This window comes from Streptomyces sp. NPDC107517 (assembly GCF_055582645.1).
On sequence record NZ_JBVJPM010000051.1, the window covers coordinates 1 to 12,134 of the forward strand.

The window sequence follows — 12,134 nt, forward strand, 5'->3', positions numbered from 1 at the left end:
GGGGACCCTGTGGGAGAGTAGGACGCCGCCGAACTATTTTTGAAGAAAACCCCCGTGACGGATGAGAATCCTGTTACGGGGGTTTTCTGCGTTTAGGGTCGAGCTATGCGATACGACCTGGTCATCTTCGACAATGACGGAGTTCTCGTCGACAGCGAGCCGATCTCCAACAAGCTTCTCGCCGGTTATCTCACTGAACTCGGGCACCCCACCTCGTACGAGGATTCCCTCCGGGACTATATGGGCGCTGCCATGCACCGCGTACATGATCTTGTGGAAGAGCGGACCGGGCAGCGGCTGCCCGAGGACTTCGACGATGTATTTCACGGGCGGGTCTTTGCCGCCTTTGAGCGGGAGTTGCAGCCGGTGCCCGGGGCCGTCGAGGTTCTGGAGAAGCTGGCCGCCGACGGAGTGCCGTACTGCGTTGGCTCCTCCGGGAGTCACGAGCGGATTCGTGTGGGGCATCGTCAGACCGGGCTCGACAAGTGGTTCGATGACGGACGGATCTTCAGTTCGCAGGATGTCGGGCTGGGCAAGCCGGCGCCCGATCTTTTCCTGCACGCGGCCCAGCGCATGGGTGTGACGCCGGAGAGGTGCGCGGTCGTGGAGGACAGTCCGCTCGGGGTTCAGGCCGCGGTGGCTGCCGGAATGGACGTGTACGGGTTCACGGCCATGACGCCCGCGAGCCGCTTGAACGGGGTCACCGAACTCTTCAGTGATATGCGGGAGTTGCCTGACCTGCTGACATGACATCTCCGTACGGTCTGCCCTGACATTTGTCACCGCGAGCTCCGGACGATCGTTTCTGTTGGGCAGTGGGGGGCCTCCACGAAGCTGAGTACATCGAGAACGGGACGTACGCAGTGACGACGGAGGGAACCCGATCATGAGCCGGCTCGTTGCACAGGCACCGGTCAAGTCCGCTGAGGCGGCTGCTGCCCCGCAGGGCGACCGTGCGGCCCTCCTGAGAAGCCTCAGGCCGCTGGTCGTGGACGTGGTCGTGCCGATGGCCTCGTACTACGTGCTGAGCAAGGGCTTCGGTATGAGCACGCTGGCCGCTCTGGGGTGGAGCAGTGTGCTGCCGGCGCTGCGGACCGTGTGGGGGGTGCTGCGGGAGCGGCGGCTCAATGTGCTGGCCGGGGTCATCCTCGTCGTGAACATGGCGGGGCTGCTGCTGAGCACGGTGACGGGTGACCCTCGGCTGATGCTGGCCAAGGACAGCGGGATCAGCAGTGTCGTGGGCATCTCGATGCTGGTGTCGGTCGTGGGCGGTAAGCCGCTCCTCACGTCCGCGCTCAAGCCCTTCGTGACGAAGGGGGATGCCGAGCGGACTGCGGCCTGGGAGCGGCTGTCGGCGGGGACAGGTCGGTTCGTGCGGGCCGAGCGGATGTTCACGGCGGTGTGGGGCCTGGCGCTGGTCACCGAGTGCGTGGTGCGGATCGTGGGGGCGTACACGTTGCCGGTCGACACGATGGTCTGGCTCGGCAATGTGATCATGGCGGGCGCCGTGGTCCTGGCCTTTCGGGTCAGTGGGCGTCTGGCTGTCGGGCCGATGGAGCGGATGGTCGAGGAGGAGACGGTGAGGCAGCGGGGCCAGGTGGAGCGCGTCGCCTGACACCCCTCCGGCGCCTCCGCACCCCGCACGTTCTTACCTCACGCCCTCTTCCCGGTCGCCCGATGACGGCGGCCGGGAACTTTCGTTCGAGATGCGTCGAGATCCGTCTACCCACCGGTAGGTCTGGGGCATACGCTGTGCGGCCATGACAGAAGTGCTGCGGCGTGGCAGAGGTTCGCTGGCGTTCAGTTTCTTTGTGCAGGGTGCCGCGTTCGCGCTCCTGGTCACTCGAATACCGGCGATTCAGGATCAGTACGGCATATCAGATGGGCTGTTGCCCGTCTTTCTCGCGGCGGTGCCGATCCTGGCCGGGGTCGGGAGCGTCTGCACCGAGAAGCTGGTCAAGCGAGTGCGGCCCAGTCGGGTCCTGCGGTGGTCGCAGCCGGTCGTGCTGCTGGCTCTGCTCGGTGTCGGGGCGGGGGACTCGCTGTGGCAAGCGGCCCTGGCGCTGGGGGCGTTCGGGCTTTCGGTGGGTGCGCTCGACGCGTCCATGAACATGCTCGGGGTGAGCCTGCAGAGTGCGTACGGGCGCAGCATCATGCTCGGGTTTCACGCGGCGTACAGCCTGGGCGGGATCGTGGGGGCGTCGCTCGCGTGGGTGGGGGCGCACTGGGACCTGTCGCTGTTCGTGTCGTATCTGCCGGTGGTGGTGTTGCTGTTGCCGGCGGCGTTCGTGGGGAGTCACTGGTACGTCGACGGGGAGAGCGGTGCCGGTGAGGGCGCGCAGGGTGCCGCGGGTGGCCCGGTGGTGTTCAAGCTGCTGTTGCCGCTGTGTCTGGTGATGACGTTCGCGTACATCGGGGACTCGACGGTCTCCAACTGGAGTGCGAAGTACCTCCAGGACGTGCTGGGGAGTTCGGAGCAGCTGTCGACGGTTCCGTACAACGTCTACATGGTGATGACGCTCGTGGGACGGGCGCTCGGGGACCTTGGGGTGCGGCGGTTCGGAGCGGTCGTGGTGGTGCGGTTCGGGGCTGTGGTCGCGGCACTCGGGTTCGCGGTCGTGGCGGTGGCGCCGGGGCCCTGGGTGGGGATGCTCGGGTTCACGCTGCTGGGGCTCGGGTTGTGTGTGATCGTGCCGCAGACGTTCGCCGCTGCGGGCAGGCTCTTCCCGAACGCTTCGGATTCGGCGATAGCGCGGCTGAATGTCTTCAACTATGTGGGTTTTCTGATCGGTTCGCCCCTTGTGGGCGCTCTGGGTGATGCGTGGAACTACCGGGGGGCGATGCTCGTTCCCATGGTGTTGGTGCTCGTGACTCTCGTGTACGCCCGTTCTTTCGCCCCTGGAGCGGACCGATACGGTGACGGGCATGAGCGGCCGCGCACAGCTGATGTGGGACGAGGCAGTAACGGGCTATGACTTCGGCCCGGATCACCCGATGGATCCGGTTCGGCTGGCCCTGACGAGAAGTCTCGTCGGGACTCTTGGGCTCGACCGTGAGATGGACGTCGTCGCCGCCAAGCGGGCGGGTGAGTCGACGCTGCGGCTCGTGCACCGCGAGGACTATGTGGAGGCGGTCAAGGCCGCGTCCGCCGATCCGGCTTCGGCGGACGGTGCCTATGGACTGGGGACGGTCGACGATCCGGCCTTCGCCGGTATGCACGATGTGTCGGCGCTGATCGCAGGGCAGTCCGTGGGCGCGGCGGAGGCCGTCTGGCGGGGTGAGGCGCTGCATGCGGTGAACTTCGCGGGCGGGCTGCACCATGCGATGCCCGGAGGTGCTTCCGGGTTCTGTATCTACAACGACGCGGCACTGGCCATCGCTCGTCTCCTGGAGCTGGGTGCCGAGCGGGTCGCGTACGTCGATGTGGACGTGCATCACGGGGACGGGGTGCAGGCGGCGTTCTGGGAGGACCCGCGGGTACTCACCATTTCGCTGCACGAGCATCCGCGGACGCTGTTTCCGCAGACCGGGTGGCCCGAGGAGACGGGGGCCGACGGTCCGGCGGAGGGGTCGGCGGTCAATGTGGCGCTGCCGGCGGGGACCGGGGACGCGGGGTGGCTGCGGGCTTTTCATGCCGTCGTGCCTGAGCTGCTGGCGGAGTTCAGGCCGCAGGTCCTGGTGACACAGCACGGGGCCGATACGCACTTCGAGGACCCGCTGGCGCATCTGGCGGTGTCGCTCGACGCGCAGCGGGCCGTGCAGGTCGCCTGCCATGAGCTGGCGCACGAGCATGCGGATGGGCGTTGGGTCGCGCTGGGCGGTGGCGGGTACGCGGTGGTGGACGTGGTGCCGCGGTCCTGGTCGCACCTGGTGGGGATCGCCGCGGGGCACGAGGTGGCACCCGAGACGGTGATTCCGGAGAGCTGGCGGCAGGAAGTGTTCGCCAGGACGCGGCAGTTGGCTCCGACGCGGATGACGGACGGGCGGTGGCCGGTCTCGTACAAGGAGTGGGAGCTGGGGTACGACCCGGCGGACCGGCTCGACCAGGCGGTTCTGGCGACGCGGCGTTCGGTGTTCCCGCTGCGGGGGCTGTTGCCGTAGCAGTGTGGTGGTCGGGCGGCCCGTGAGGGTACGGGGCGTTACGCCAAGTGTGGGGTGTTTTCGGGGTTTTAGGGGTGGCAGGGACCCCAATGCACCAGCATCACACGGGTGTTGAGCACCGGAGCGCTGCGTGCGCATCTGCTGGCCGCCCATCTGGCCGGGCCCGTGGCGACCTCCCGTGAGGTGAGTCTGCGCAGCTATCGGCTCTTCGCGGCCAGGGATCCCCGGATACTTCTGGGCCTCGACCCCGAGCGGAGCTGGGGTCAGCGGGATCTGCTCGCTCTGATGGCCGACAAGTGCGGGGTGTCGAGCGATCCGGGGGACACCTCGGGGTGCGACGTGATCGACCCGGAGCGGACGCTGGCGGCGCTCGACGCGTTCGCGAAGCGGCTCGGTGAGGCCGCGCGGGGTCGCGTCCCGGTGCTTTTCGGGACGGGTCACCCGCATCGACTCCTCGGTTTCTACGCCGCGTTGGCGGACGCCCTGTCGGCGGCGGGATGTCCTGTCCTCACCCCCGCGCAGGGTGAGAGTGTCGACATAACGACCCGGTTCGGCCTACGTACGTACGACCTCGACTACGTCCGTGGAGTCGCGCTGGTGCGGGAACCCGGCGCGCGTGGGCCGGGGCGTGAGACCGGCGCACATACCCACTCACCCCTCCCGGTTCGCACGGTGCTCGCGGCCGCGGCGCAGGCCGGCGGGCTGCTGCCGGAACTGGTCGTGGGTGACCATGGATGGGTCTGCGGTGCAGGTCAGTTGGGGTTCGACGCGATCGGGCTCGCGGATACGGATGACCCCGCGCTGTTCGTGGGGGAGGCCGAGGGGCAGGTGTCCGTAGTCGTTCCGCTTGATGATGCTGTGCGGTCTGATTACTACCGGCCGCTTACTCGCTATGTACTCAATCGAGCGTGTCTGTCACAGTAGGCGGCCATCCGCTGCTCCTCTTCCCCACTCGCACCACACGCCCCTAGTCTGGGGAGTGAGCACGCAACGACGTTGAGTCACCGGAAGGGGAAGCCGGTGGCCGTCGAGTGCGGAAGGTTCAGGTGTGTCATGGCTGCTGGTGAGAGTAGGCCTCTGAACGAGGTGCAGTTCCTGACCGTGGCGGAAGTCGCCTCGGTGATGCGAGTCTCGAAGATGACCGTGTACCGGCTGGTGCACAGTGGTCATCTGCCCGCGATCCGGGTCGGAAGGTCTTTCCGAGTCCCGGAACAAGCGGTTCACGAGTACCTCCGCGAGTCCTACGTGGGGGTGGAGACAGCCTGACGGCATCCTCCGGGATCCCTCGATTACAGGCTCAGCGCTGGGCCGGGTAGGCTAGGCCGACGTAGGTCGTGTGGGCCCAGACGCCCCGCACCGAGTGAAGAGAAGTGAGCGAGGGTAGTCGTGGGCTCTGTTATCAAGAAGCGGCGTAAGCGGATGGCCAAGAAGAAGCACCGCAAGCTGCTGAAGCGCACCCGCGTGCAGCGTCGCAACAAGAAGTAAGCGACCGCTGCATCAAGCGCGCTCTGTGGCCCCTCCACCGTCCGGTGGAGGGGCCACAGTCGTTCCACGGCCCTTATGGGGTCGCTTTCGCGGGCTCGTGTGGGAACGTAGGACCACGTCCCGGCGACCTCGGTCTGTACGTACGTCTGTGGCTGTGGTCACTTCCTGCATCGCGCGGTCATCACAGCGCAACATCGAACCGCTAACGTGGCGGCGAGTGCAGGCGGTGCGGAACTGGGGCGCGGCAGGGCTGCGACGGAAGGTAGGCGCTGATCTTGGGCAAGGTCGTGCTCGTGACCGGGGTGGCCCGGCAGCTCGGGGGCCGTTTCGTACGACGCATCCAGCGTGATCCCGAGGTGGACCGGGTGATTGGCGTGGACGCGGTGGCGCCCGCGCATCCTCTCGGGGGTGCGGAGTTCCTCCAGGCGGACATAAGGCAGTCCGCGATCGCCCGGGTGCTCGCGGAGCACTCCGTCGACACGGTCGTCCATCTGGATGTCACGGGTACCCCGCTGGTCAGCGGTGGCCGGGGCTCCGTCAAGGAGACCAACGTCATCGGCACGATGCAGTTGCTCGGCGCCTGCCAGAAGGCGCCGGCGGTCAAGCGGCTCGTGGTGAAGTCCAGTACGAACGTGTACGGGTCCGCGCCGCGCGACCCGGCCGTGTTCACCGAGACGACGCCGCCCAAGTCGCTGCCCAGCGGCGGCTTCGCCAAGGACACCGTGGAGGTCGAGGGGTACGTGCGCGGGTTCGCCCGGCGCCGGCCCGATGTCGCGGTGTGCGTGCTGCGGTTCGCGAACATTCTCGGTCCCGCCGCCGATTCGCCGCTCGCCGAGTACTTCTCGCTGCCGGTCCTGCCGACCGTCCTCGGCTATGACCCGCGGCTCCAGTTCGTGCACGAGGACGATGTCGTCGAGGTGCTGCGGATCGCGTCGCACGAGCCGGCGCGGGGGACGCTCAACAGCGGTACGTTCAATATCGCCGGTGACGGCGTGCTGCTCCTGTCGCAGTGCTCGCGCCGGCTCGGGCGGCCGACGGTGCCGGTGTTCCTCCCGGCCGTGACCTGGGTGGGATCGGCTCTGCGTACGCTGGGCGCGACGGACTTCTCGCCCGAGCAGATCAGGCTGCTCACGCACGGGCGGGTCGTGTCGACGGCCCAGATGCGCGAGACGCTGGGCTATCGGCCCGAGTACACGACTGCGGAGACCTTCGCGGAGTTCGTCCGTGGCCGCGGGCCCGGACTCCTGCCGCCGGAGGCCCTCGCGGGGGCCGTCGACCGGCTCGCCTCGCTGCCCTTCCTGGGCGGCGGTCACCCCCCGACGCAGAGCGCCAGCTGAGGAGCGCATCAACGATGGCGGATGCCAAGGTCATTCCGTTCGACGACGACCGCTCGCGCACCGGCGCCGGCAAGGTGGTTCCGCGCCGCCGTGGCGCGAGCGGCCGGCGCAAGGGCGAGCCCGCGGCCGTACGCGAGGTCGCGCCGCTGCCCGAGCAGCAGGACCACGAGCCGACACCGCCCGCCGCCGCGCGGGAGCCGGAGCCGCGGGAGCGGCCGCAGGCCGGCGGTGGCCTGGACCGGCGCATCGCGGGCGGCCTGGCGTTCTTGCGGCGGCGCCTGACGGGCGATTACGACGTCGACGAGTTCGGCTACGACAAGGAACTCACCGACCAGGTCCTGATGTCCCTGGTGCGGCCCCTGTACGAGAAGTACTTCCGGGTCGAGGTGAAGGGCATCGAGAACATCCCGGCGGACGGCGGTGCGCTGATCGTCGCCAATCACTCGGGGACGCTGCCGCTGGACGGCGTGATGATGCAGGTCGCCGTGCACGACAACCATCCGCAGAACCGGCATCTGCGGCTCCTGGCCGCGGACCTGGTGTTCATGCTGCCGGTGGTCAACGAGCTGGCGCGCAAGGCCGGCCACACGCTGGCCTGTGCGGAGGACGCGCAGCGGCTCCTGGAGCAGGGCGAGCTGGTCGGGGTGATGCCGGAGGGGTTCAAGGGCATCGGCAAGCCGTTCAGCGAGCGGTACAAGCTCCAGCGGTTCGGGCGTGGCGGGTTCGTCTCGACGGCGTTGCGCGCCGGGACGCCGATCGTGCCGTGCTCGATCGTCGGGGCGGAGGAGATCTACCCGATGATCGGCAACGCGAAGACGCTGGCTCGGCTCCTCGGCTTCCCGTACTTCCCGATCACGCCGACGTTTCCGTGGCTCGGGCCGCTGGGCGCGGTGCCGCTGCCGACGAAGTGGACGATCCAGTTCGGCGAGCCGATCCCGACGGACGGCTTCCCGCCGGAGGCGGCCGAGGACCCGATGCTGATGTTCAACCTGACGGACCAGGTGCGGGAGCAGATCCAGCACACGCTGTACAAGCTGCTCGTGCAGCGGAGGTCTGTGTTCTTCTGACAAGGCATACGTGAAGGGGGCGGCCACCGGATCCGGTGACCGCCCCCTTCACGTAACACGCGACGCAGTGACTAGTCCGCGTCCTCGCTGTCGATTCCCAGGCCGGGCAGCAGGCCTGGGAGGAGGGGCGGGAGCGTGACGTCGGGCTTCGGGGTGGTGTGTTTGCCTTCGGACGGAGTGGGGCTGGTGTCGGCCTCGGGCGGGTCGAGGAGGTCGCCGGTGGTGTCGCCGAGGAGGCCGTCGTCGTGGGTGCCGGAGGAGGACGGCCGGGGTTTGCCCGAGCTGTCCTGGTGGCCGTGCGACGCTCCGCCGGCCGTCGGGGTGGAGCGGTCGTCGCCGGAGGTGCCGGGCGTCCGGTCGTGGACGCCGGGCTGTCCGCTGCTGCGGCCGGCTTGCTCGGGGGCCCGCGGGAGCAGGGACCGCAGCGGGTCGACCTCTTGGTCTATGGCGTCGAAGACCGAGCTGACCTGCGCGCCCACGTCGCCGAGCTGTACGGGCAGGCGGTCGCGCAGCGCGTCCCAGTTCTCACGGTGGGACTGGGTGAACGACGACAGGGCCTGGATGGGGCCGAGCGAGCCGTCCCTGCGGTAGGCCTCGAGGAGCAGGCGGTGGCCCTCGGAGGCGTCGTACTGGACGCCGGAGAGGGTGCGCCTGACTTCGCCGAGGGACTCGTGGTCGAGCTGTCCGCTGCGGCCGCGCTCCATGAGCCGGCGCGCTTCGCTGAGGCGGGTGGAGGCCTGGTCGAGATAGATCCGGCCGCGGTCGGAGTCGCCGTCGGCCATGCCGAGTTTCAGGTCCTCCATCCCGCGTTTCAGTCCGTAGAGATGGTCACCGGGGAGGGCGTCGGAGCTGGCAGCGGCGACGCCGCCGAAGGCTCCCGCGGCGACACCGACGGTGAGGCCGCCTGCCGCGATGCCCTTGGACAGGCGTGAGCGGGGTCGCAACTTCCGCAGCGGGCTCGCCCGGTGAGCGCCCTTGCGCGCGCGCTGCTCGGGCACGGAAGGGCCTGGCCCCGCACCCCCCGCAGCCGTGCCCTCGAGCAGCATGGCCTCCATGGCGGCCACGAGCTGGGCTCGTTGAACCACCTTGACCTCGGGGTCAAGCTCAGGCTTGGGAAGTTCGTCCAGTCCGGTCACCAGCGCCAACAGCTTGCCCTGCTCGCCTTGTTCGGCGGGGGGCTCTTCCTGCTGTACGGCCGCCGCTTCCCGGTCGGACTGCTCCTCCAGGGCCTGGGCGAAGGCGTTCGCCCGCCGGTGTGCCGATACGTTCGCGATCACTGGCGGCACCTCCTCTCGTCATGACGGTCGACTCCCCAGGGGGTCCTGAGGGTTGCACACCCTGAGCACTTCCACACGATCGAGTGAGTGGAAGCAGTCGGGGAGTGACCACAGGGAGCCTGCATCCCGCATAACGAGCGACGCGGCACTTGGGTTACGGACGGCGGATGATCGGACCGCGATCCCATCTGCCCCTCACAGAAGGTGAGTTGGCGGCTACGGAGCGACGCTTCGGGTGGGGTGGGCCCCACTGATCGTTAACGGGCGTCGTCCGGGAGCAGGCGCGCCAGGGTGCGTACGGCGCGGTACTGGAGGGTCTTGATCGCGCCCTCGTTCTTGCCCATGACCTTGGCGGTCTCGGCGACCGAGAGGCCCTGCAGGAAGCGCAGGGTCACGCACTCCTGCTGCTGGGGGTTGAGCCGGTGCACCGCGTCGAGCAGGGCCGCGTTCGACAGGGATTCGAGGACGGAGTCCTCCGGGCTGCGCTCGACCTCGTTCGCGTCGAGCATTTCGCCGGTGGTCACTTCGAGGCGGAAACGGCTCGACTTGAAGTGGTCGGCGACCAGGTTCCGCGCGATCGTGACCAGCCAGGCGCCGAAGTCGCGCCCCTGCCAGGTGAAGGTGCCGATGCGGCGCAGGGCCCGCAGGAAGGTCTCGCTGGTGAGATCCTCGGCCGTCGCCTTCCCGCCGACGCGGTAGTAGATGTAGCGGTAGACGGTGTCGCTGTACTGGTCGTAGAGACGGCCGAACGCGTCGGCCTCGCCCGCCTGGGCGCGCTCGACGAGATCCATCATGCGGGCGCTGTCGCTGTCCGCGGCGGGTCGGCGTGCGGTGGACGTACCGGCGGAACCGGATCGGGCTCGTCTTCCGACCGTGGTGCTCCCGTCAGCCAGGGCATAGCAAGGACCGGTAGGGCCGTTCGCGGCGGGTGCCGCGACGGCGAGGGCGGGGACGGCGTACGCGGTGGGGACGAAGCCGCGCAAGCGGTCGGAGACCGTTGCGCGCAGCGTAGCCAGGCCCGAGGCGTCAACCCCGACGTGTGGGTACACGGGACTCCCAGAGGCAGAGCTTCCATCACGTGCAGTGCGGGACCGTTCACTCGTCGTGTTGACGCGTGGGTACCGGTTTGCGTCTGAGGAGAATAACGCTTCGTGCAGGGAGCGCTACACCCAGTTGCTCAAATCACCGATTACGTCGCTTCCGTAACTGAACGGAGTCGGTTCAAGTGCCGGAGAGTGACCGATTGTTGATCGGATTAGGTCATGTTCCGTCTGAGCGCGGGGCGTGTTGTGGCCGAGTTGAACCAACGGGACTGGCGGGAGCCGTGCGGGGGTAAGGGGATGCGATTGGCGCCCGCGCCCGGGAGCGCCGCGGGTCAGCGGCGGCGACGGTGCAGGGCCACCGCGGCGGCCGTGCCGCCGGCCAGTGCGCCGACTCCCGCCGCGGCCGGGATGCCGACCTTCGCGGCCTTGCGGCCCGTGCGGTAGTCGCGCAGCCGCCAGTCACGTTCGCGTGCGTGCTTGCGCAGTTTGGTGTCCGGATTGATCGCGTACGGATGTCCTACGAGCGACAGCATCGGGATGTCGTTGTGCGAGTCGCTGTACGCGGCGCAGCGGTTGAGGTCGAGGCCCTCGGCGGCGGCGAGGGCGCGGACGGCCTCGGCCTTCGCGGGGCCGTGCAGGGGTTCGCCGACGAGCTTGCCCGTGTAGACGCCCCCGACGGACTCGGCGACCGTGCCGAGGGCGCCGGTCAGGCCGAGGCGGCGGGCGATGATCGTCGCGGTCTCCACGGGGGCGGCGGTGACGAGCCACACCTTCTGGCCCGCGTCCAGGTGGGCCTGGGCTAGGGCGCGGGTGCCGGGCCAGATGCGCTCGGCCATGTACTCGTCGTAGATCTCCTCGCCGATGGACATCAGCTCGGCGACGCGGTGGCCCTTGACGATGGACAGCGCGCTGTCGCGTGCGTCCTGCATGTGCTCGGGGTCCTCGACGCCGGCGATCCTGAACCAGGCCTGCTGCCAGCCGAACTTGACCAGCTCGCGGCGCTGGAAGAACTTCCGCTTGTAGAGGCCGCGGCCGAAGTGGAAGATCGCGGCGCCCTGCATGACGGTGTTGTCGAGGTCGAAGAAGGCGGCGGCCTTGTCGTCGCCGACGACGGGGAACTCCGTTTCCGGGGTGCCTTCATCGGGCTGTGTCGCCTCGCTGAGCTGTTCCAGCTCCTGCGACGACTTGCGGGCGGCCTCGGCCGAGGCCTCGCCAGCCAATACGCTCCGCGCGGTGGCGGAGCGCCTACGGGGTGTGAGCCATCCGAGAGCGGCCATGTCGTGAGCATAGCCAGTCTGTTCGGTGGTTCCGGAGTCGTGAGGATTCGGCGTTGTGAACTCTCCGCGACCGAGCCGTTAAACAACGGGCGGGAGAGGTGCGCCGGGAGGCGTCGGCGGAGCGAGAATGGCCGGTATGAGCCCCATTTTTCGCCGGAGCGAGAAGAAGAGCCCCGAGGAGCGTCTGGTCACCCTGGTCGGGAAGCCCGGCTGCCATCTGTGCGACGACGCGCAGGAGGTGATCGAGAAGGTGTGCGGCGAGCTCGGTGCGTCCTGGGAGAAGAAGGACATCACCCAGGACGAGGAGCTGTACCGCTTGTACTGGGAGCAGATCCCCGTGGTGCTCGTGGACGGAGCACAGCATGACTTCTGGAAGGTGAACGAAGATCGACTTCGGCGTGCGCTGACGGGCTGAGGCGCCGGGGTCCACGCGCGAGTAGCGACCGTCACTGACCGAGCAGTCCAAGTGGTCCGGAAAGTCGCCTAGGATCGGGGGCGGTTTGGTCTCGGGGGCGCGGATCGTAGAGGAGAGTGTACGGTTTTGCCC

General features: G+C 68.5%; 13 protein-coding genes. 10 read left to right on the plus strand and 3 right to left on the minus strand.

Annotation, left to right across the window (positions count from 1 at the left end):
• Positions 1-105: 105 nt before the first annotated feature.
• From ACZ67T_RS43585 to ACZ67T_RS43625, 9 genes are all read left to right on the plus strand, one after another.
• Positions 106-750: an HAD family hydrolase gene (locus ACZ67T_RS43585; RefSeq protein WP_469992295.1), complete on the plus strand. Its 645-nt coding sequence runs from the start codon at positions 106-108 to the stop codon at positions 748-750.
• A 136-nt stretch (positions 751-886) separates the two neighbouring features.
• Positions 887-1,615: a VC0807 family protein gene (locus ACZ67T_RS43590; protein ID WP_469992297.1), complete on the plus strand. Its 729-nt coding sequence runs from the start codon at positions 887-889 to the stop codon at positions 1,613-1,615.
• A gap of 145 nt (positions 1,616-1,760) precedes the next feature.
• Positions 1,761-2,975 (plus strand): MFS transporter, encoded by a 1,215-nt coding sequence (locus ACZ67T_RS43595; protein WP_469992299.1) that lies wholly within the window; start codon positions 1,761-1,763, stop codon positions 2,973-2,975.
• Positions 2,926-4,101, plus strand: coding sequence for an acetoin utilization protein AcuC (locus ACZ67T_RS43600; RefSeq protein WP_469992301.1), 1,176 nt, complete (start codon positions 2,926-2,928; stop codon positions 4,099-4,101). The genes ACZ67T_RS43595 and ACZ67T_RS43600 overlap by 50 nt, the downstream gene beginning before the upstream one ends.
• Before the next feature lie 108 nt (positions 4,102-4,209).
• Positions 4,210-5,025 (plus strand): phosphatase, encoded by an 816-nt coding sequence (locus ACZ67T_RS43605; protein WP_469992303.1) that lies wholly within the window; start codon positions 4,210-4,212, stop codon positions 5,023-5,025.
• A gap of 129 nt (positions 5,026-5,154) precedes the next feature.
• Positions 5,155-5,367 carry a helix-turn-helix domain-containing protein gene (locus tag ACZ67T_RS43610; protein ID WP_159032723.1) on the plus strand — a complete coding sequence of 71 codons (213 nt, stop codon included), beginning with the start codon at positions 5,155-5,157 and terminating at the stop codon, positions 5,365-5,367.
• Positions 5,368-5,487: 120 nt separating this feature from the next.
• Positions 5,488-5,586, plus strand: a complete 99-nt coding sequence (locus ACZ67T_RS43615; RefSeq protein ID WP_003948845.1) for a 30S ribosomal protein bS22 — start codon at positions 5,488-5,490, stop codon at positions 5,584-5,586.
• A gap of 275 nt (positions 5,587-5,861) precedes the next feature.
• The gene (locus ACZ67T_RS43620) at positions 5,862-6,923 is read left to right on the plus strand and encodes an NAD-dependent epimerase/dehydratase family protein (protein ID WP_469992305.1); all 1,062 of its coding nucleotides are present in this window, start codon (positions 5,862-5,864) and stop codon (positions 6,921-6,923) included.
• A gap of 14 nt (positions 6,924-6,937) precedes the next feature.
• Positions 6,938-7,990, plus strand: a complete 1,053-nt coding sequence (locus tag ACZ67T_RS43625) for a lysophospholipid acyltransferase family protein (protein ID WP_399970970.1) — start codon at positions 6,938-6,940, stop codon at positions 7,988-7,990.
• A 71-nt stretch (positions 7,991-8,061) separates the two neighbouring features.
• On the opposite strand, the gene ACZ67T_RS43630 is transcribed toward ACZ67T_RS43625, so the two are convergent.
• From ACZ67T_RS43630 to ACZ67T_RS43640, 3 genes are all read right to left on the minus strand, one after another.
• The gene (locus ACZ67T_RS43630) at positions 8,062-9,267 is read right to left on the minus strand and encodes a DUF5667 domain-containing protein (RefSeq protein WP_469992307.1); all 1,206 of its coding nucleotides are present in this window, start codon (positions 9,265-9,267) and stop codon (positions 8,062-8,064) included.
• Positions 9,268-9,524: 257 nt separating this feature from the next.
• Positions 9,525-10,316 (minus strand): ECF subfamily RNA polymerase sigma factor, BldN family, encoded by a 792-nt coding sequence (locus ACZ67T_RS43635; protein ID WP_100599392.1) that lies wholly within the window; start codon positions 10,314-10,316, stop codon positions 9,525-9,527.
• A gap of 326 nt (positions 10,317-10,642) precedes the next feature.
• Positions 10,643-11,587 (minus strand): HAD family hydrolase, encoded by a 945-nt coding sequence (locus ACZ67T_RS43640; protein ID WP_469992309.1) that lies wholly within the window; start codon positions 11,585-11,587, stop codon positions 10,643-10,645.
• Positions 11,588-11,714: 127 nt separating this feature from the next.
• On the opposite strand from ACZ67T_RS43640, the gene ACZ67T_RS43645 reads away from it, so the two are divergent.
• Positions 11,715-12,002, plus strand: a complete 288-nt coding sequence (locus ACZ67T_RS43645; RefSeq protein ID WP_326711772.1) for a glutaredoxin family protein — start codon at positions 11,715-11,717, stop codon at positions 12,000-12,002.
• The last annotated feature ends 132 nt before the right edge of the window (positions 12,003-12,134 follow it).

Coding starts and splice junctions, on each gene's coding strand:
- ACZ67T_RS43640 (WP_469992309.1), bottom strand. CDS start 11,587: ATGGCCGCTCTCGGATGGCTCACACCCCGTAGGCGCTCCGCCACCGCG.
- ACZ67T_RS43625 (WP_399970970.1), top strand. CDS start 6,938: ATGGCGGATGCCAAGGTCATTCCGTTCGACGACGACCGCTCGCGCACC.
- ACZ67T_RS43610 (WP_159032723.1), top strand. CDS start 5,155: ATGGCTGCTGGTGAGAGTAGGCCTCTGAACGAGGTGCAGTTCCTGACC.
- ACZ67T_RS43645 (WP_326711772.1), top strand. CDS start 11,715: ATGGCCGGTATGAGCCCCATTTTTCGCCGGAGCGAGAAGAAGAGCCCC.
- ACZ67T_RS43600 (WP_469992301.1), top strand. CDS start 2,926: ATGAGCGGCCGCGCACAGCTGATGTGGGACGAGGCAGTAACGGGCTAT.
- ACZ67T_RS43590 (WP_469992297.1), top strand. CDS start 887: ATGAGCCGGCTCGTTGCACAGGCACCGGTCAAGTCCGCTGAGGCGGCT.
- ACZ67T_RS43585 (WP_469992295.1), top strand. CDS start 106: ATGCGATACGACCTGGTCATCTTCGACAATGACGGAGTTCTCGTCGAC.
- ACZ67T_RS43595 (WP_469992299.1), top strand. CDS start 1,761: ATGACAGAAGTGCTGCGGCGTGGCAGAGGTTCGCTGGCGTTCAGTTTC.